This window comes from Candidatus Tenderia electrophaga, assembly GCA_001447805.1.
In the GTDB taxonomy this organism is placed as follows: domain Bacteria; phylum Pseudomonadota; class Gammaproteobacteria; order Tenderiales; family Tenderiaceae; genus Tenderia; species Tenderia electrophaga.
On the sequence record CP013099.1, the window covers coordinates 132,677 to 151,454 of the forward strand.

The 18,778-nt window shown below is 52.7% G+C and carries 15 protein-coding genes; 2 read left to right on the forward strand and 13 right to left on the reverse strand.

Features of this window, described 5'->3' with window-relative positions; translation table 11 throughout:
• Positions 1-4: 4 nt before the first annotated feature.
• The gene (locus Tel_00675; GenBank protein ID ALP51771.1) at positions 5-499 is read left to right on the forward strand and encodes a hypothetical protein; all 495 of its coding nucleotides are present in this window, start codon (positions 5-7) and stop codon (positions 497-499) included.
• A 185-nt stretch (positions 500-684) separates the two neighbouring features.
• Positions 685-1,626, forward strand: coding sequence for a thiamine monophosphate synthase (locus tag Tel_00680; protein ID ALP51772.1), 942 nt, complete (start codon positions 685-687; stop codon positions 1,624-1,626).
• 196 nt (positions 1,627-1,822) lie between these two features.
• Here the strand turns inward: Tel_00680 and Tel_00685 are convergent, their stop codons facing one another.
• The 13 genes from Tel_00685 to Tel_00745 all read right to left on the reverse strand — a co-directional run bounded on the left by Tel_00685 (position 1,823) and on the right by Tel_00745 (position 18,727).
• Complete coding sequence (locus Tel_00685; GenBank protein ID ALP51773.1) at positions 1,823-2,020, reverse strand: hypothetical protein; 198 nt, start codon at positions 2,018-2,020, stop codon at positions 1,823-1,825.
• On the reverse strand, positions 2,017-2,859 hold the full coding sequence (locus tag Tel_00690) for a hypothetical protein (GenBank protein ALP51774.1): 843 nt from the start codon (positions 2,857-2,859) through the stop codon (positions 2,017-2,019). The genes Tel_00685 and Tel_00690 overlap by 4 nt, the downstream gene beginning before the upstream one ends.
• Before the next feature lie 99 nt (positions 2,860-2,958).
• Complete coding sequence (gene coaE / locus Tel_00695; GenBank protein ID ALP51775.1) at positions 2,959-3,573, reverse strand: dephospho-CoA kinase; 615 nt, start codon at positions 3,571-3,573, stop codon at positions 2,959-2,961.
• 899 nt (positions 3,574-4,472) lie between these two features.
• Positions 4,473-5,348 (reverse strand): methyltransferase, encoded by an 876-nt coding sequence (locus Tel_00700; GenBank protein ALP51776.1) that lies wholly within the window; start codon positions 5,346-5,348, stop codon positions 4,473-4,475.
• 15 nt (positions 5,349-5,363) lie between these two features.
• The gene (locus tag Tel_00705) at positions 5,364-6,590 is read right to left on the reverse strand and encodes a type II secretion system protein F (GenBank protein ALP51777.1); all 1,227 of its coding nucleotides are present in this window, start codon (positions 6,588-6,590) and stop codon (positions 5,364-5,366) included.
• 3 nt (positions 6,591-6,593) lie between these two features.
• A complete protein-coding gene (locus tag Tel_00710) occupies positions 6,594-8,282 on the reverse strand; it encodes a type IV-A pilus assembly ATPase PilB (GenBank protein ID ALP54679.1) in 1,689 nt (562 codons plus the stop codon).
• A 665-nt stretch (positions 8,283-8,947) separates the two neighbouring features.
• On the reverse strand, positions 8,948-9,901 hold the full coding sequence (locus Tel_00715) for a hypothetical protein (GenBank protein ALP51778.1): 954 nt from the start codon (positions 9,899-9,901) through the stop codon (positions 8,948-8,950).
• Positions 9,902-10,930, reverse strand: a complete 1,029-nt coding sequence (locus tag Tel_00720; protein ID ALP51779.1) for a hypothetical protein — start codon at positions 10,928-10,930, stop codon at positions 9,902-9,904.
• On the reverse strand, positions 10,917-12,185 hold the full coding sequence (locus Tel_00725) for a hypothetical protein (GenBank protein ALP51780.1): 1,269 nt from the start codon (positions 12,183-12,185) through the stop codon (positions 10,917-10,919). The genes Tel_00720 and Tel_00725 overlap by 14 nt, the downstream gene beginning before the upstream one ends.
• A 781-nt stretch (positions 12,186-12,966) precedes the next feature.
• The gene (locus tag Tel_00730; protein ID ALP51781.1) at positions 12,967-13,854 is read right to left on the reverse strand and encodes a glycosyl transferase; all 888 of its coding nucleotides are present in this window, start codon (positions 13,852-13,854) and stop codon (positions 12,967-12,969) included.
• Positions 13,855-14,617: 763 nt separating this feature from the next.
• A complete protein-coding gene (locus Tel_00735; GenBank protein ALP51782.1) occupies positions 14,618-16,612 on the reverse strand; it encodes a hypothetical protein in 1,995 nt (664 codons plus the stop codon).
• A gap of 43 nt (positions 16,613-16,655) precedes the next feature.
• Positions 16,656-17,087: a hypothetical protein gene (locus Tel_00740; GenBank protein ALP51783.1), complete on the reverse strand. Its 432-nt coding sequence runs from the start codon at positions 17,085-17,087 to the stop codon at positions 16,656-16,658.
• A 362-nt stretch (positions 17,088-17,449) separates the two neighbouring features.
• Positions 17,450-18,727, reverse strand: coding sequence for a two-component system response regulator (locus Tel_00745; protein ID ALP54680.1), 1,278 nt, complete (start codon positions 18,725-18,727; stop codon positions 17,450-17,452).
• Positions 18,728-18,778: the final 51 nt, after the last annotated feature.

The window sequence follows — 18,778 nt, forward strand, 5'->3', positions numbered from 1 at the left end:
CGGTATGACGCAACAGAGCGCCGCCATGAAACCGATGGATCCCACCCGCTTGGCGCAGTTGCTGCGCGGCCAGCGTTGGGCCTGCCTGGGGACCCAGTCTGACGATGGACCCTATGTCTCCTGGGTGGCCTTCGTCGCCGTGGCGGATTTTTCTGCGCTGATCATGCATTTGAGTCGCCTTGCTCAACACACCCGCAATCTGGAGGCCGATGCGCGGGTTTCTCTGGCGTTGAGTGAGCCGGACGACGGACGGCGTGACCCACAGCAGCTGGCGCGCGTGAGCTTGCAAGGGACGGTTACAGCGGTCACGCCCGAGCACCCTGATTACGAACACCTCAAGGCGCTCTATCTCGCCCGCTTGCCCGACGCCGAAGGGCTGTTCCAGTTCTCCGACTTTTCCCTGTATCGCTTTGAGCCGCGCGCCGGTCGCTATGTGGAAGGCTTTGCCAGTAGTCACGCCATCAATGCCGAAAAGTTGAAGGTGGCGGCGGCGTGTTGATACCCCATGCCCCGATGCCATCTCCATGCCCATTCCCCCCCTTTGAAAAAGGGGGTAGGGGGGATTTAACCAGCGGTTGGATATAGCTCCATCGTCTAAATCCCCCTCGTTCCCCCTTTAATAAAGAGGGAGGTCGATAGCCAGGCCTGTCTTTAGGTATAGAATCAATATAAGTTTTTAAACGTATGGATTATATTCACGTCGCCGCCGCCCTCATCTGTAATGATCAAGGCCAGGTCTTGATCGCCAAACGTCCGGCGCACAAGCACCAGGGCGGCCTGTGGGAGTTCCCCGGCGGCAAGGTGGAGGCGGGCGAGGATGTGCTGGCCGCACTGACGCGCGAATTGGATGAAGAGGTCGGCATCCAGGTCGGGCGGGCCCGCCCCTTGATCCGGGTCAAGCATGCGTATCCCGACAGGTCGGTATTGCTGGATGTCTGGCGCGTGGACGGCTTTCGCGGCACGCCGCACGGGCGTGAAGGTCAGCCGCTGGCGTGGTGCCATGTGGATGAACTTTCCCGATGGGATTTTCCCGCCGCCAACCGGCCCATCATCGCCGCGGCGCAACTGCCCGACTGTTACCTGATCACCCCTGAGCCTGACGCGGTGGATGCGTTTCTTGCCCAGTTGCAGCAGGCCTTGGCGCAGGGCATTCGCTTGCTGCAGTTGCGTGCCAAGGGGTTGGCCGCTGAGGCATACAAGGCGCTGGCCCAGCAGGTGGTGCCACTCTGTCATGCCCACGGCGCGCGCGTGTTATTGAACGGCGAGCCGGACTGGGTGGCCGAAGTGGGGGCCGACGGGATTCAGCTCAGCAGCGGGCGGTTACACTCTTTGAGCCAACGCCCGTTGGATAAAAGTCTGCTAGTGGCGGCCTCCTGTCATAGCCGTGAAGAGCTGCACAAGGCGCTGCAGCTGGAGGCCGATTTCGCCCTGTTGTCGCCGATCAAGTGGACTCAAAGTCATCCCGATACCGAGCCCCTGGGCTGGGATGAGATGCGCCGCCTGGTGGATGAAATGCCCATCCCGGTGTACGCCCTGGGCGGGGTGAGTCGCGATGATCTGGCGCAGGCCTTCGCCGCCGGTGGGCAGGGGATTGCGGCGATTCGCAGTCTTTGGCCGGCGGGGTGAGGCGAGGATTAAATCCCCCCCGCCCCCCTTTAAAAAAGGGGGGAACAAAAAATCAGACCGAGTCGGGATTGGAGGATATTCAACAGCCGATCGATTATCTTAGTCCCTGACGGCGACCCCCTGCCTGCCTGCCCCCTTTGTAAAGGGGGCTGGGGGGATTTAAGGCCACCAAGCCCCGCGAAGTCTAAACACGCGTCTATTTGTTGCGCAAGAAGTCCTCGTTTTCTTCCGTCGCTGGCAGCTCTTCGCCGGGAATACGGTGAGATTCGCTGGCCCATTCCCCCAAATCAATCAATTTGCAGCGCTCGCTACAGAAAGGGCGCCATTTCGATGTCTCCTCCCATACCACTTGCTTGCCGCAGCTCGGGCAATTGACGACGGGCGCTTCGCTCATAGCATGCAGCAGGTGAGCTTGAAGGGGGTGTCCTGGTCGACTTGGGTGGGCCGGTCGCTGAAGCCGGTCTGCATGAAGCGGATGGTGAAGCGGTGTTTGCCGCCGCTGATCTCGGCGAAGTGGGGTGTCTCGCCGTCCAGGGTCACGCGGATCATCTGGCAGGCGCTGCTGGGGTCGAGGGATTTTTGGAAGAAGCCCGCCTCGGCGATTTCGCGGCTGGTCTGGGCGCTGTCGCGGATCAGGCGCAGGATCAGGTTTACGGATTGCTGGATCGGGTCGAAGGGTTTTAACCACTGCTGCATGTCGAGGATGCGTTGTTCCTGCGGACGCGACAGCCAGAAATGATAGGCCGGCAGGTCGAAGTCGCAGGCGCCGCCGGCGATGTGGTAGCGCTGCTTGATGCTGCCGAGGAAATCGTTGTTGCGGATGTCCATGTCCTGGGCCTTGAGGCCGTGCAACTGGTCGATGAGGATGTCCATCTCGTCGAGCACACTTTCCAGCCGGGCCTTATCGACCTGGGGGTTCTCGGCCAGCTTCTCCAGAAACAGGGCCTGGCGTTCCAGCTCTTTCATGATCTCGGTCTTGAGATCGGTACGGCCGAAGACATTGATGATGTCGAACAGGGCGTTGACGGCGGCGCGGTTGTCCCAGTTGCTGTGGCGATAGAGATGGGCGTTGGCCTGGGCGAACAGGAATTCGAGCCGCAGCAGGGTGCGGATGCGTTCATTCAGCGGTTGTTCATAGGTCACTTGTTCAGGCACGGTCTGCTGTCGCCCATAAGGTTCCACGGTTTGAGTTTGATGCTTCGGCTGCATGGCGGTCGCGGAATGCTTGCTCACGTTGGTGTTTAATCAAGTCAGGCTGTGCCTAATCTTGAGTAGTTTACGCGAACATCTCTGCCTGTAAACACGCTGCCACGCGCCATGCGGCGAAGTCGGTCATTTTCCTTGAAATTTTTCCAGTTGCGCCAGTTTTAAATAGCAGTCGTGTAAATCAAGCACTTGAGCGCGCAGATGCGCCAGGTCGGCCGCGTTGTGGATGATATCGTCGGCCTGGGCCAGGCGCGCTATCCGCTCGAGTTGGGCGGCGAAGATGGCGTCGATTTGGGCATCGTCCAGGCCGTCACGTTGTTTGAGACGCTGGCGGCGCAGCGCATCCGGGGCATCGACCACCAGGACGCGGTCCACCATGTCGGTTTGCCCCACCTCGATCAGCAGGGGGATGGCGAACACACAGTATGGCGCTTGAACCTGGGCCGCCTGTATGAGCATCTCGCGGCGGATGGCGGGATGGAGGATGGCCTCCAGCTGTTTGCGTTTGGCCGGGTTGGCGAAGATCAGAGCGCGCAGCCGGGCGCGATCCAGTAGGCCGTCCGGGGTCAATATCTCATCGCCGAAGGTGGCGCGGATCTGTTCCAGGGCAGGTTGGCCGGGTTCGACCACCAGACGCGCAATCACATCGGCGTCGATGACGGGGACGTCGAGTTCCGAGAACAGGGCGCAGACCGCGGACTTGCCGCTGCCGATGCCGCCGGTGAGGCCGATGATCAGCATAGTCGGGTATCTAGGTTTATTCTTGAATCGACCACTATAACCTCCCTCTTTGGAAAAGGGGGGTAGCGGGGGTGAAATCCGTCGCGGGTCCCCGACAATTTAATGTAGCCTGAGAGACTAAATCTCCCCTAGCCCCTCTTTGAGAAAGAGGGGAACATAAACGCTTAAGGTTGATGTGTTGGCGCTGACATCTGGAGTAGCTCCGTAACACATCCCCCTTAGTAAAGGGGGACTGAGGGGGATTTAAGGCCTTGCTGGCTCCCAGATCCTAGTAAAGTTATCACCCCTCTCGCATCGGTAGAGGCACCCAGGAAACCAATCAAGCCATCCCGCTAAACCGCAAACAGGCCCCGGTAATGTCATCAGCCCAATATAAAGACAATCAATCCGGTTAACGTGGCCTGAGAGACTAAATCTCCCCTAGCCCCTCTTTGAGAAAGAGGGGAACAAAACACCTCAGCCCAGGTGTTGGTACGGTCAAACCTCCCCCTTTGAAAAAGGGGGATGGAGGGGGATTTAAGCTCACGCCGGTGTCTCGTTGTTGTGAAATCCTTGCCCCATTTAAATGCTGATGCAGCCCGCTCAACGACCGCGAGACAGGCATCCGGTCAGGTCAAACCACTAAAGCGCAAACAGGCCCCGGTAATGTCATCAGCCCAATATAAAGACAATCAATCCGGTTAACGTGGCCTGAGAGACTAAATCTCCCCTAGCCCCTCTTTGAGAAAGAGGGGAACAAAACACCTCAGCCCAGGTGTTGGTACGGTCAAACCTCCCCCTTTGAAAAAGGGGGATGGAGGGGGATTTAAGCTCATGCCGGTGTCTCGTTGGTGTGAAACCCTTGCCCCATTTTGAGTGCTGACGCAGCCCCGCTCAACGACCGCGAGACAGGCATCCGGTCAGGTCAAACCACTAAAGCGCAAATAGGCCCCGGTAATGTCATCACCCCAATAAAAGACAATCAATCCGGCGATGGCGAGATAGGGCCCAAAGGGGATCGGGATGGTATGATCACGGCCGCGCATCAGCACCATGCCGATTCCAATCGCGGCGCCCACCACTGACGAGAGCAGGATGATGGCCGGCAATTGCTGCCAGCCCATCCACGCCCCCAGCAGGGCCAGCAGCTTGAAATCGCCGTAACCCATGCCCTCCTTGCCGGTGAGCAGCTTAAAGCCCCAGTAGACACTCCAGAGACTGAGATAACCGGCGATGGCGCCGATAACCGCCGCGCTGAGATCGGTGTAGAGCCCGAACAGGTTCAAGCCCAGGCCGAGCCAAAGAAAGGGCAGGGTGATACTGTCGGGCAGGAGCTGATGATCGATGTCGATCATGGTCAGCGGGATCAGGCCCCAGGTCAGCAACAGGGCGCCGGCCGTCTCCCAGGCCAGGCCGAAGTGCCAGGCGGCAAGGCCGGAGAGCAGGGCGGTGACGGTTTCGATAATGGGGTAGCGCGGGGAGATCTTGGCACCGCAGCCGGCGCAGCGGGCCTTCAAAAACAGGTAACTGAGGACGGGGATGTTTTCCCAGGCGCGAATCTTGTGGCCGCAATGGGGGCAGCGCGAATCAGGCTTGGCCAGGTTGAACGGTTCCTGGATCTGTTCGGGTGCCTCCGCATGCTCCAGCTCGGCGCACTGCTGGCGCCACTGCCGTTCCATCATGATGGGCAGGCGGTGGACGACCACATTCAGAAAACTGCCGACGGTCGCCCCCAGGAGGGCGACGGCCGTGATGAAAAAGGCGGGATTACCGGCCAGGTATTCGAGAATCGTCATCCCTGACGGCGTCGTTTAAACGACCTCGCCCATCTTGAAGATCGGCAGGTACATGGCGACGACCAGACCGCCGATAATGACGCCGAGAAAGGCCATGATCAGGGGTTCCATGAGACTGCTGAGGCCGTCTACGGCATTGTCGACCTCTTCTTCATAGAAATCGGCGATCTTGGCCAGCATGGCGTCGATCGATCCGGCCTCTTCACCGATGGCCACCAGCTGCACCACCATGTTGGGAAACAACTGGCTCTGGCGCATGGACTGCTGCAGGGAGATGCCGGTGGAGATTTCGTCACGCATACGCAGGATGGCGTTGGAGTAGACCACGTTGCCGGCAGCGCCGGCGACGGTGGTCATGGCCTCCACCAAGGGCACGCCGGCGGCGAACATGGTGGAGAGGGTGCGGGCAAAGCGGGCGATGGTGGCCTTGCGGATGATTTCACCGAAGATGGGGGCCTTAAGGGCAAAGCGATCGAGAAAATCTCGAAATTTTTGAGATTTCTTTTTTGCCTGGGTAAATGCGTAGACGATTGCTGCAATGCCCCCGACCACGATATACCAGGATTCGACCATGAAGTTAGACATATCAATGACGATCTGGGTCATGGCAGGGAGGTCGGCGCCAAATCCTTTGAATAATGCAGCGAATTGGGGCACGACAAAATACAGCAAAATACCGGTTACGATGATGGCCGCGACGATAACCGCTGCGGGGTAAAAAAGGGCCTTTTTGATTTTGCCCTTAATGGCCTCGATTTTTTCTTTATAAATAGCAATCTTGTGCAGCAGGCTTTCCAGTATACCCGCCTGTTCACCGGCATTGACCAAGTTACAGTACAGACCGTCGAATTGATTGGGATACTTGGCAAGTGCTTCTGCCAGGGAAGCACCGCCCTCGATATCGGTTTTAATCCGCATCAACATTTCCTGCATGGCAGGATTTTCGTGGCCACGGCCGACGATTTCGAAGGCCTGTACCAACGGCACCCCTGAACTCATCATGGTGGCCATTTGGCGACTGAAGACAGCGATGTCCTTGGCGGTGATCTTTTTCTTTTTGGCGGCCCCCCCGAATAGCGGTTTAGGCTTCTTTTTGACTTTTAGCGGATTGACGCCCTGACGACGCAGTTCCGCCTTCACTAGGGTGGGTGAATTGCCTCGGATTTCACCCTTGGCGCGATTGCCGCGCTTATCTGTGCCTTCCCAGATAAAGGTGTCGAGTGAAGCCGTTTTTTCAGCCATACATTACTCCGTGATGACCCGGTTGATCTCTTCCAAGCTGGTGACGCCTTGGCGTACTTTTTCCAGGGCAGAATCATGCAGATCCGGGATGTCTTCCTTTTTGGCCTGGTCAGCGATGTCGATGGCATTGCCGCCGGCCATAATGATTCTACCCATCTCTTCCGAGATTGGCATCACCTGGTAGATACCGACCCGGCCTTTGTAACCCTCGGTACACTGATCGCAGCCCACCGCCTTGTAGGTTTTCAGTGTGTCGACCTCGTCCTCGCGGAAGCCTTCCGCAATCAAGGTCTCTCTGGGTATATCGGCCGGTTGCTTGCAATGTGAACAGAGGCGCCGGCCCAGGCGCTGGGCGATGATCAGGGAGACGGCCGAGGCGATATTGAAGGGTGCTACCCCCATGTTCATCATGCGGGACAGGGTCTGGGGGGCGTCGTTGGTATGGAGCGTGGATAGCACCATATGGCCGGTCTGTGCCGCCTTGATGGCGATTTCGGCCGTTTCCAGGTCACGAATCTCCCCCACCATGATAATGTCCGGGTCCTGGCGCAGGAATGCCTTCAGGGCGGCGGCGAAGGTCAGTCCCACCTTGGGATTGACGTTGACCTGATTCACGCCGGGCAGATTGATTTCGGCCGGGTCTTCCGCGGTGGAGATATTGCGTTCCGGCGTGTTGAGAATGTTCAAGCCGGTGTAAAGCGAAACCGTTTTACCGCTGCCGGTGGGGCCGGTGACCAGGATCATGCCGTAGGGTTTGTGCAGGGCCTCCATGTACAGTTGTTTCTGTTCCGGGTCGTAGCCCAGGGCGTCGATGCCCAGCTGCGCACTGGTAGGGTCCAGGATACGCATAACGATCTTTTCGCCGTAAAGCGTCGGGCAGGTGCTGACACGGAAGTCGATGGCCCGGTTCCTGGACAGCTTCATCTTCATGCGGCCGTCCTGGGGGACTCGCTTTTCGGAAATATCCAGACGGGACATGACCTTGATACGGGCGGCCAGCTTGCCGGCCAGATTGATGGGGGGGGCGGCCACTTCGTGCAGCATGCCATCCTGGCGGAATCTGACCCGGTAAGTTTTTTCGTAGGGTTCGAAATGGAGGTCGGATGCGCCCTTGTTGATGGCATCCAACAGCACCTTGTTCACAAATCGAACAATTGGCGCGTCTTCGGTGTCTTTTTCGCTGACATCCTCGCCGGAAGATTCTTCTTCACCGCCGGAGATGTCAAGGTCATCCAGATCCTCGTCATCCAGGCCTTCCATGGAGGTGTCCATGGCCTCGAGGATCTTCTCGATGAGCTTGGCAAGCTTGTCATCTTCGACGATGACGGCCTCGGTGCTAACGCCGGTGGCGAATTTGATTTCGTCCAGGGCCTGGAGGTTGGTGGGGTCGGATACGGCTATATAGAGGCGATTGCCGCGCTTGGTAAGAGGCAACGCGTTGTGTTTTCTGATTAATTTCTCATCAATTAGTGAGGCGGCGGCCATTTCCATGTCCATGACGTCCAGGTCGAAGACTGGGGTGCCGAATTCGTTGGCGGCGGAGACGGCTATATCACGGGCATTAAGGGTCTTGTTTTCGACTAAATGACGTACGAGAGGGATTTTTTGTTCAGATGCCTCCTGAAACGCCTTCTGGGCGTCTGTCTCGGTCAATAGTTCATCTTGAACAAGTCTTAGCGCTAGGCCGGTCAGCATCGTTAATATTCACCAGTGGAAAAATGACTGTCTAAGGAGCATTCTGCTCTCGATGTATAGTCGACCATGAGCGATGTTTTCTTTAGGGCAAGATGAAGTGATATGTATCTAAGTTTTCAAAGAAAAATGACGTAAACATAAAGTGGGTCACGGGTTTGGCGGATAGCGTGGTGAATGAATAAAAACTTGCGAAGGCCATCACAATTGGAGCGAAGATATTCGCAAAGGGGCGGGTAGACATTGAAAATTTAATTCCAGTCCGGTCCACTACAGGTGGCATAGACTAAACTCGGTTAAGTTGCCACGAAGGTGATATTAGCCAGCTACAGCCGGCTCGCGCTAAAGCTAAAGAAATGTAGTCATGAGGTTCTGATGACGAGTGCGTTCCTTGCGTTGCTGCATGGCTAGTATTTGTTCTGGTGTATATTTATTAATGGGGTTGTTAGGGCAGTCTCCGATTTCTATCCAGTGCTTATAGAGTAATCCACCACTAGAGTAAACTCCAAGAACGCTTCCGCGAGTAACGCGGGGCGATTCATCATAAACATTTTTGCTATTTTTATTGGCATGGCGTGCCTGTGACTAGGCTGATCAAGCATGAGGGGTAAAGGCCCTGTGAGTGGGCTAAGCAGTCCTGATCGATCGTTCTAACCGGTCGAAAATCAAGGCTGCGTGGATGGCCGTGCTTGATTCGGCCGCCTGTCTAGCATGTTAGCGATCACATAAAAGAGCACATCAATCAGGGAGGACCAGAGGCGACTATAGACGACCAGTATCAGTGAGATTTCCTTCGGGAACACGGCGCTCAGGAGGACCAGTTGTACGCCATCCCTGACACCCAGACCACTGGGCAGTAGTGGTACCGCCATGCCAAGCGCACCGGCCAGGCTGTATGCTCCGACAATGTAAAAAAACAACTCCCAAGACGTACCTTCCACCAGAGACAGGGTCAGGAAAAAGTAGGAGGCGCCGGAGACGAATGCTCCGATGCTGTAAAGAATGAATGATGAATAAACGGCCTTTTTGTTGCTTTGCAATTCTGGGTGGGCCGCTTTGCGAGCCAGAGTTCGGTAAGTGAATTGCAGTATCCCGTTAAAAATGCGTGGATGCAGCAAGACAATCATTATGCCTGCAAGCAGAACCAGGAGTATCTTTACCTCGGGCAAAACCACCCTGGTACGAACATCGAGTCCCACCAGCAGCAAAGAGACAGTGGTTATAGCGACAATCTGCACCACTGCCTCGAGGGTGGATGCTACCGCCAGCCTGCTTTTTGAAATGCCCAGTGAGCTCGCTAGGTAGATCTTTGCAGCAATCCAGGTAATCTTTCCGGGGACATATCTCCCCATCCAGGCTTTGGCGTATATAGAGGAAAGGGTTCGAAATCTGGGCATTTCCTTTGCCCCCAGGTCGAGCAAGATCCGGCGCCAGACGAAGACACCCATGTATCTGAACGCCAGGGCAATGAGCGAGGCCGCGGTCAGCCAGGGCCATGACGGCTCAATCCCCTTGATTCGGGAATAGTCAATATCACTCAGATAAAGTGCAAAGGAGGCAACAATCAGCGCAATGAGCAGGAAATTCAAGAGTGTCCGGTGAAATCCAGTCATTTTCACTTAGAGATGGTTGTGGATAAAAGAACCTAGATTGTTCAGATCGAGTTTGCGCGGATTGACATAAGTAAGCACACCGACCTGGGATAGCAATTGCCCCACGACTGCGCGTTCCTGCTCCCTGATAGAATCTATTTCATTCGGGTCGTTAATAATTTTGTACAGGCTGTCATTCAAATCCGCTGACTGGATAATTTCTTCCGCTAGGCTCGCGCGATTCTCGTTTGTAATCGGTTGAGGCTCGACAGCATCGCCGGTTTTTCGCAGGAAAAATATCTTTTTATAGGGTACCGGAGTGCCAAAAGGTGGGGTGCTAAATACTTCATCGGCGTGAATACGTGTTGAGATTAGAAATTCTGTTTTAAGCACCCTTTCCAATATAAATCGAATTACGTTCTTCAGGTATATTCTCGCCCTATAGGGCAACGAAATTTTGGCCCCGGCCAGATTGTTCACATTGTAGGTGAATATGTGCATGGGACGAGGATAGGGATACACAATGCCCTCATTGAGAGCCACGAACAATAGGTCATCCCCCAACAATTTAAATCCATTGTTCAGCAGGACTATGCTGAAAGTCGTTTTCCCGGTTCCGCCATGAGCCGGGAACAGAAATCCTTCAGAATTTCTGGATACTCCGGCAGCGTGCATAAAAAAAACATTATTGTTGAGCAGCTTCAGGTACATCACGGGCTCCAGGACCTGAGCTTGCAGGAATACGGCAATAGCATTCATGTAGAGGCTATCAAGCCAATGGCGTTTGAAATAGATATCGACTTCTTCGCTATTAATACCTCTAATGAGATAATGGAATGTAAAGAGTTTTTTTACATTAACGGTGCGGTGTAAGTCATTTGAGCTTGGTTCTGGCAGCTCTTTGACTATGTGAATATTAATGGAAACGGCATCTGGGTTGATTGATTCTTGTGAGGATATTCTTGCATACTCGTTGCTGAAATATTTCTCATAACCGGCGTGGTGGCCGGAATACAATCTCAGTGTCAGATAGCCGAAAAAATTAAATTCCATCATTACAGCACTTCAGGAATATAGAGTAATGTTGCTGAGATATCGTTCTCCAGTCATAGTTCAGTGCCAGCCTTTTTGCATTTGTCTGTAACTTATTTTTGCGAGACTGGTCTAGGGTTAGCACGTTTTCCAGCAGGCTGGCCAGTGAAGCTGCTGACTTTTCTGGAAATACGAATCCCGCATTGTACTCGTTGATAACTTTTTCAGCTCCAGTGACATTGCTGGAAAGGACAATTTTGCCTGCCGCCAAACACTCCATGATGGCAACAGGAAAGCCTTCCGCATCACCACTACTATCTATAATCGAGGGAAAACAGGCGTAATCCACGGTGTCGATCAGCGCCCATTTGTCCTGGCCGGTAACGTAGCCTGTAAAGGTAACATTGGTGAGGCCCAGGCGATGTGAGCGATCCTCCAGTTCACCTCTTAGCTGACCATCCCCGGCGATTATCAGATGCAGTCGACGAGCCGACGTCGATGGCAGTTGTGCAACGGCTTCCAGCAAGCATGACACGCCTTTTTTTTCAGCAAGTCTTCCTAAAAACAGCATACACTGCCTGTCCTTCGGTAATCTGAAGCGAGATAATACTTTCGTGCGTTCAGACTCTGAAATTCGGTGGACATCAGTTGAAACTCCCATCGGAATAATGGATAGCTTGTCGGTCAAGGCGCGCTCGTCTGACGCTCCGGCGAAAAAGTGTGTCAGCTTTTTAGCGGTGCTCTCTGATACCGCGATGTAAGAACACGCTCGACGGCATACCCAGTTCACCAGGGATTTACTGAATGGAAACCTGTTCAGCACTGAGACATCCGATGCATGTGTTGTAAAGACAAAAGGGATTTTTGTGATCCTTGAAACCAGCGCTGTTGTCATTGCTTGAGGTGTAAACCAGTGAGCGTATAGTAGTTCTGGTTTTTCTCTCAGCGTCACGGCCAGAAGTGAAATAAAATGGAAGAATATTAAAAAGGGAATCTGGAAATACAGCAGTGGGTTTTTCTTCAGTGCTGGCATGATTCCTCTCCCCGCCAGAAGCTCCCATTTGAAAGGCCAAAAATAGTGATAGCGATGCACCCGATAACTGCTGTTTTTCTCAGCGATTTTGACTGTGTTGCTGTAAGTGTTGTGTGGCGCGTGCATCACAATGTTCAGGGACGGAAAAAGTTTTTTCAGTTCGATGGCCTGGTCCATGACAAAGGCGGGCACCTCATCGGTTTCCGATGCGGGAAGCGTTGATGTGGTTATTAAAATGTTTTTCATGATTTATCAACCGCCACTTTATTGAGTCCAAGCGCTTGTTCGTTTCCCTAGTATCTTCTGAAGTTTTATAACGGCCCGAAGACGCGTTTTGATTAAGGTTCCTTGTGGTCTCAGGCTTCTGCCGGTCCACGGGTATCGGCCTGATAAATCGGTCATTTGGGTCAACGTCTTGGGCTTCGTCGCGGCAGTCCGGTCATTTTTGGTCTGGCTTTGGGTTCAATTTCCCAGTAATTCAGGCTGAAGGATGGTCCGCTCACACGGATAGTCAAGTCCGGAAAGATTACCCGTGCCGAGAGCCAGGAGCCGCCACGCCCGCTGGTGTTGAATCCGTGTTTCCATGAGCATAGAGGAATAGATGCCATCGTAGATTCAAGTTTCTAGTGAAACATCAGATTTAATTCCGAAAAATACCTGATTCGGTGCTTTGATACCAAGACAGTTTCGGGGACGGTTATTGAGTTTCTCCATCCCCTGTTCAATGTGCTGCTAGGTAATGGTCGTGAAATCATGCTTCCAGCATTTAATCGCCCTTTCGGATAAATCTGTACCATGAACGCGAGCACCCCTATGAGCGAAAGCATGAATCCTTTCACCGCCGCCCCGCACACGATATAAAAGACTTGGTCGCTGCCTTTGGTATTCAAGAAATGCTGCTAGCCTCTTTGGGTGGAATGAGCCTTGCGGGAGTTTGTTGGCGTCCCGGTAGAATACCTTCATCTCTTCGAATTGGCTGTGCTGGTCTGGCAACGCAGGTATCTTAGGATTGTTTTGAGACGGTGCTTTATCGCTTGGTGCGTCTTTGCTCATCTTCAATGCCCTTGTAATGAAGGGATGATATTTGTTCCGAGATTACGCCGATCAGGAACGTAAGTAATGACGATATAAATAACAAGGCGCTCATATTGGTAAATCGATTGAAGTTGATATATGTATATCCATAGTACGCTAGCCCAATACAAAATAGTCCGGCGCTTATGGGCAGGAAAAATCTCATTGGAGAGAATAGCGCTCCAATTTTTAAAATAATGATAAAGAACCGTGTTCCGTCGTGGAGTATGCGTATGTGGCTTTTGCCTTTTCGCTTCTCCGCTCTGACTGGAATGTAGCCCACCGGTAGGCCGGAACGGAAAAAGGCCATTGTACTTGTTGTGGGGTAAGAGAAGCCATTCGGTAATAGGTATAAAAACTTTTTGAAATGGCGAGTTCTAGCGGCTCTAAAGCCTGATGTTAGGTCTTCTATCTTATGTCCAGTCATTAAGCTGGCAAGCTTATTGTATAGGATATTTGCGTAGCGTCTAAATACAGATGAGTGGGTGTCCAGCATGCGCGCACCTACCACCATATCGTAACCATCATTTACTTTATGAACTAGCCTCTCTATGTCTTCAGGTTTATGCTGACCATCGCCATCCATGAATATTATGATTTCACCACTCGCAGAGCGAGCTCCAGTTTTAATGGCTGCGCCATTACCCATGCTGTAGGGATGAGTAATAACGGTCGCACCAGCATCTTCTGCGACCGTTTTCGTGGCATCGGATGATCCATCGTTTACTATAATAACTTCGGCGTCTGGATAAAGCGTTTTAATGCTGGGTATTAATTGCCTTAGGTTTTCAGCTTCATTTTTCGCTGGAATTACGATAGACATGTCTTTTTTTGAATGCATTATTATAAACCTACGTAAATATTAATTTAGGTTTGTATCTCAGTAATTATGAATGGTTCGAGTTACTGAAGCAATATGTGAGTCATCTTAATAATCCTCTATTTGATTGATGTGAGTGTGATCATCATTCTTTAAATAGTATATTCTCTAGCGGTTCTATTTTTTTACTAATATCAATCAAAGAGTGTTTATTCATCTCTTTTAGCTTGTTAATTGATGCTCGGGCACCGGTAATATCGACGGAGTAAAATTGAGCTTGAGCTAAAAGATACAGGCCTTCATGTTGGTACATAATAGGGGCGCTTTTATTGTAAGGTAGAATCGTTTTGAGATGGATAATGGCGGCCCCGTTTCCCCATGCTATATGCGTGATTTATTACTCTTGTGTCGAACTTTTTCGAGAGACATTTTTGTTTTGTCTGTAGATCCATCATTTACTACAATGATTTCAGCGTTAGGGTACGATTTCTTAAGTATAGGTAATGGTCTTTCGAGGTTTTCCGCCTCGTTCTTTGCGGGAATGACTATACTAAGCCATTGGTCTAACCTGCCTGGGCCGGTATGTTGTGGGTGGGTCGTTCTGGGTTTAATTAAAGCTCGATATGCTTTTGTTTTTTTGTTACTACTATCATAAGTTGATTGGTTCATTCTAAAATCCCAATGACGTTATGTGTTTGATGCAAATATTTTTGTGTCTCGACATGTTTTCGCCATAATGCGTGGAGTCAATCGCTAGGCAGCAGAGCCGGGTTTGACCCCATGGTTATCCGTTCATTGCCATTGTGATTTCGTTGATGATGTCCAGGAGGCGTTTCGATTCGCTGCTATAGATACCGTATGCGTCGTCTAGGGTGGCTTGTTCTAGTTCCATCTTAGCATCATTTATTCTGTTCATAATGATTAGTAGGTTTACCAGGTTAAGCCGATAGCGTGGGTCTCTGGGTTGCGTGTTTACGGCCTCAGCGGCGAGATAGAGGGCGCTCTGGAAGTCTCTTGTGTGTACGTAGTGGTTACTGGCGGCAGTCAGTAGCTCTGCTTTTCTTCGGCCCTTGAGAAGTTCATTGCCCACAACTGCTTGTATTATTCTGTTTATTTTTTCATCATCTGCTTCGCAGGTAGGATTTGCGTTGCATTTAGCAAAATAGTCTATCCACGCTACTGTGTTGCTAGGGATGGGCTGATTGTTTAATCGCCTGATGAGTTCTTCGAACACGTCGTCGGGAAAGGGTTGGCTTGTTTGTGCGGCCATGGCCAGCTGTGCAAATAGTCCGCTGATAAAATAGGGGCGTAGGTCGACGGAACGTTTAAAGTGAGATGCGGCGGCGGAAAGAAGTATGGCGCTGTTTGCTTCGTCTTTTATGCCTAGATCCATATAGATCTGCCCGATTTCCAGATTTGCCCGTGGTGACTCGGGGTGGTTGTCCACTTCCATGGTGATGTGAGTGAGTGGGTCAGACCATATTTCAGCGCGGGCTGCGGTCACAAGTGCAAAGCTTGCGACCAACAGGATGGATGCAATTTGTCTAAGACGCAGTGTGTCAAGATACTTTAAAGAATGGGTTAGATAAAACACTAGTGCAAATAGTAGTCCAAATGAGGGCAAATAGTTGCGATGCTCATGAATAAGCTCCAGCGGCAGTATGGTGGATTCAAGGCTGTGTCCCACGATAAAGAACAGGATGCCGAATCCAAGTATGGGTAGGCGGTATGTGGAGTAAATTGCGAACGCAACTAGCAATAAAAACGAAATCACGGCTACGGAGGTCGTGGCCGGGTCAGTCATGGAGCGTGAGATAGGAAAGTCATCGTGATAGATGCCGAGCTGGGTATTCATAGGTGCAATGATCTGCGAGATATAAAACCAGAATGCACGGGCCTCGGTTAGGAGACGTTCCGGCAAAGTAAAGTCCCTCACATGGTAACCGCGCAGCATGGTTTCCATAGTGCCCGATATGAGCATTGAGGCAACTATAAGTATGGGTATGGCGACAATGGCGGCGTGCAGTGCGATTAAGGGATTTCTGTGCCGCCCTTGAGCGCTTTTGAAACGGAATATGGTGATTTCAATAACAGTTAGCAATGCGGGTAGCAAAATTCCGTTTTCTTTGCTGAATACGGCGAGCGGTGTGGCCAGCATAAGGCTGGCAAGTATCCATAGGGCTCCCGACTTGTCATTGATCTGACGAATTCTGCCGACACAATAGAAAATCAGCCCCGCTAGGCTGAACAATGCCGCTAGCGCGTTCATCCGTTGCACTACGTACAATACTGAGGTCAGGTTGATGGGGTGCAGGAGCCAGGCAGCCATGACGACCGCGCTGACAAATACGATTTGTCGGGATGAGATGCGCCCATCCTGGGTTTGCCGATAAGCATTTAGCAGTAGCTGGGTGAGTAAAAACACTAAAACGCCATTGATGCAATGAATCAGTAAATTAATGCTTTTAAATCCGCGGCTATCCAGCCCGGTCAGATAGTGGTTTAGGGCGAATGAGAGCATGGGGATCGGGCGCTTTAGCGGCCCCGCGGTCCCTGAAAATGTGGCTTGCTTTAGCTCGCCAGCCTCCAGTGAAGCGATCTGAATTGCTTCATTGTTAATAATGTTAGGGTAGTCGTCGAAGATAAATGCACCGGAGAGTCCGGGCTGGTATATCAGGTAGGTGAGCAGCAGGGTGCATGCTATTAGCAGCGCCTTCCCTGTGTTGGCTGTGATCTTCACTGCCTTCTCGATTATGTCGCGTTTAAAAACAAGCCCCATGTCACCATGGGGCTTGATAAGGTCTAACTAGGATGGTTGCTTATTAGCGGCAGTTGGATGGACGATATTTTGAATCCAGAGAGCCGGTGGCGCAGGTCCATTGAACGCCATTTGGACCGCCGGTGCCGGTGAAGACAATCGTTTCGCCAGCAGCGGCGTCACCGCCAAGCGCTCTGAATGCAACAGTAATCGTTCCAGTGGTTGAGCCGGTACGGGCTACGGTTACGCCTTGGACTACGTCGGTGGTGGAAGCATTAGCCACACCCGCTTGTGCTTGGGTGGGAAAGTCATTTTCGGACAAGTAGTACTCTGAGATGGCCGTGCGCGCAGCGTTGGCATAGCCAATCCCTTCAGTAACCTTGGCGCGAATGGTGTAATCCTGATATGCCGGAATCGCCACCGCCGCCAAAATCCCAATGATCGCCACAACGATCATGAGTTCGATAAGTGTAAAACCTTGTTGTACCTTTTTCATTTGCCTTTCTCCTCGTGCCAGAGTGTTGTGTATCGTTTAAGAACCAAGCATAAACCGTTCTTCGGTATCCATATCGGTCCGGGTGTTCCAGACTTTAATACGTTGAGAACTTTTTGCCTCGGTAGTTACAGAGCACTTCCCGTGCCAAGTTTTCGGTGAGGAGGGTGTGTGGAGTTGTTGTTACCCTTCCGTCCCTGGATTCGGATTTATTATGTCATATTTTTCTAGTTTGAATAGGGGGTTAGGGGTGTTCTTGTAGTTTGTTTTTCGGGCAAGCGGTGGGCGGATATTGGCGTGAGGGAAACGTTTATTCGACTGACAATGTGACAGATTTTGTCACTTTTTGACAATGCCGGTCGTAATTAATCGATACCGAGCTTTTTCAGCCGATAGCGCAGTTGTCTGAAGGAGATGCCAAGCAGTTTGGCGGCGGCGGTTTTGTTGTATTTGCTCTGTTCCAGGGCCTTTTGGATGGCCTCTTTTTCTTGGTCGCCGAGAAAGGAGTCCAGCGGTTGGTCGTCCATGGGTATGTCGTGGTTATGGTTATGCGTATCCGCCGGCAGCTGCAGGTCTTCTTTATTAATAGTGTCGTCCTCGCACAGTGTGAAGGCGCGCTCGAGTATGTTTTCCAGCTCCCTGACATTGCCAGGAAATGAATAGTTGAGCAGGGCCTCCCGGGCCTCGTTCGATAGCCGCGGCTTTTCCAGGCCGGCCTGCTGCGCGATCTTGGTGAGAAAGTGATCGGCCAGTTGGGGGATGTCGTCTTTGCGTTCCTGCAGCCCCGGCACCCGCAGTTCGATGACATTGATACGGTAGAACAGGTCCTGGCGGAACTCGCCCGCCTCTACCAGCTGGCTTAGATTCTTGTGGGTGGCGCTGAGGATGCGCACGTCCACCGGTACCTCGGTCTGGGCACCGACGGGGCGAATGGATTTTTCCTGGATGGCGCGCAGCAGTTTGACCTGCATGTGCAAAGGCAGGTCGGCCACTTCGTCCAGAAACAGGGTGCCGCCGTCGGCGGCCTGGAACAGACCGGCCTTGTCTGTGTTGGCGCCGGTGAAGCTGCCCTTTTTATGGCCGAAGAATTCGCTCTCCATCAGTTCTTGGGGGACGGCGCCGCAGTTCACCGGGACGAAGGGGGTATCGGCCCGCGGGCCCTTGTCGTGGATCAGACGGGCCACCAGTTCCTTACCACTGCCGGAGGCGCCGCTGATATAAACCGGTGCCTGGCTGCGCGCCAGCTTGACGATCTTGTTGCGGATCTTGCGCATCTGTTCCGACTCGCCCAGCAGGGTGTCGCGGCTGCGGCGTTCGACCTGGCTGGTCTCGCCGTGTTTGAGTTTGAGTGCGGTGGTGACAAGGTTGCGCAGCATCTGCAGGTCGACGGGTTTGGAGACGAAATCATAGGCGCCGGTCTTGAGGGCGGCGATGGCGGCCTCCATGTTGCCGTGGGCGGTGATCATGGCCACCGGGGTGTTGGGGTAGTGCAGCTGGATATGCTTGATCAGGTTGAGGCCGTCGCCGTCCGGCAGTTTCATATCGGTAAAACAGAGATCATATTCATTGCAGGCCAACTGTTTCTTGGCCGCGTCCATGTCGGCGGCGGTATGGACGATGATGTCCATGCGCTCGAGGGTCATCTCGAGCAGTTCCAGGATGTCGGGCTCGTCGTCCACCACCAGGGCAATGGC

Coding starts and splice junctions, on each gene's coding strand:
- Tel_00705 (ALP51777.1), bottom strand. CDS start 6,590: ATGGCTGAAAAAACGGCTTCACTCGACACCTTTATCTGGGAAGGCACA.
- Tel_00745 (ALP54680.1), bottom strand. CDS start 18,727: ATGACCCTCGAGCGCATGGACATCATCGTCCATACCGCCGCCGACATG.
- coaE (ALP51775.1), bottom strand. CDS start 3,573: ATGCTGATCATCGGCCTCACCGGCGGCATCGGCAGCGGCAAGTCCGCG.
- Tel_00685 (ALP51773.1), bottom strand. CDS start 2,020: ATGAGCGAAGCGCCCGTCGTCAATTGCCCGAGCTGCGGCAAGCAAGTG.
- Tel_00720 (ALP51779.1), bottom strand. CDS start 10,930: ATGATGGAATTTAATTTTTTCGGCTATCTGACACTGAGATTGTATTCC.
- Tel_00700 (ALP51776.1), bottom strand. CDS start 5,348: ATGACGATTCTCGAATACCTGGCCGGTAATCCCGCCTTTTTCATCACG.
- Tel_00730 (ALP51781.1), bottom strand. CDS start 13,854: ATGCATTCAAAAAAAGACATGTCTATCGTAATTCCAGCGAAAAATGAA.
- Tel_00735 (ALP51782.1), bottom strand. CDS start 16,612: ATGGGGCTTGTTTTTAAACGCGACATAATCGAGAAGGCAGTGAAGATC.
- Tel_00680 (ALP51772.1), top strand. CDS start 685: ATGGATTATATTCACGTCGCCGCCGCCCTCATCTGTAATGATCAAGGC.
- Tel_00725 (ALP51780.1), bottom strand. CDS start 12,185: ATGAAAAACATTTTAATAACCACATCAACGCTTCCCGCATCGGAAACC.
- Tel_00740 (ALP51783.1), bottom strand. CDS start 17,087: ATGAAAAAGGTACAACAAGGTTTTACACTTATCGAACTCATGATCGTT.
- Tel_00675 (ALP51771.1), top strand. CDS start 5: ATGACGCAACAGAGCGCCGCCATGAAACCGATGGATCCCACCCGCTTG.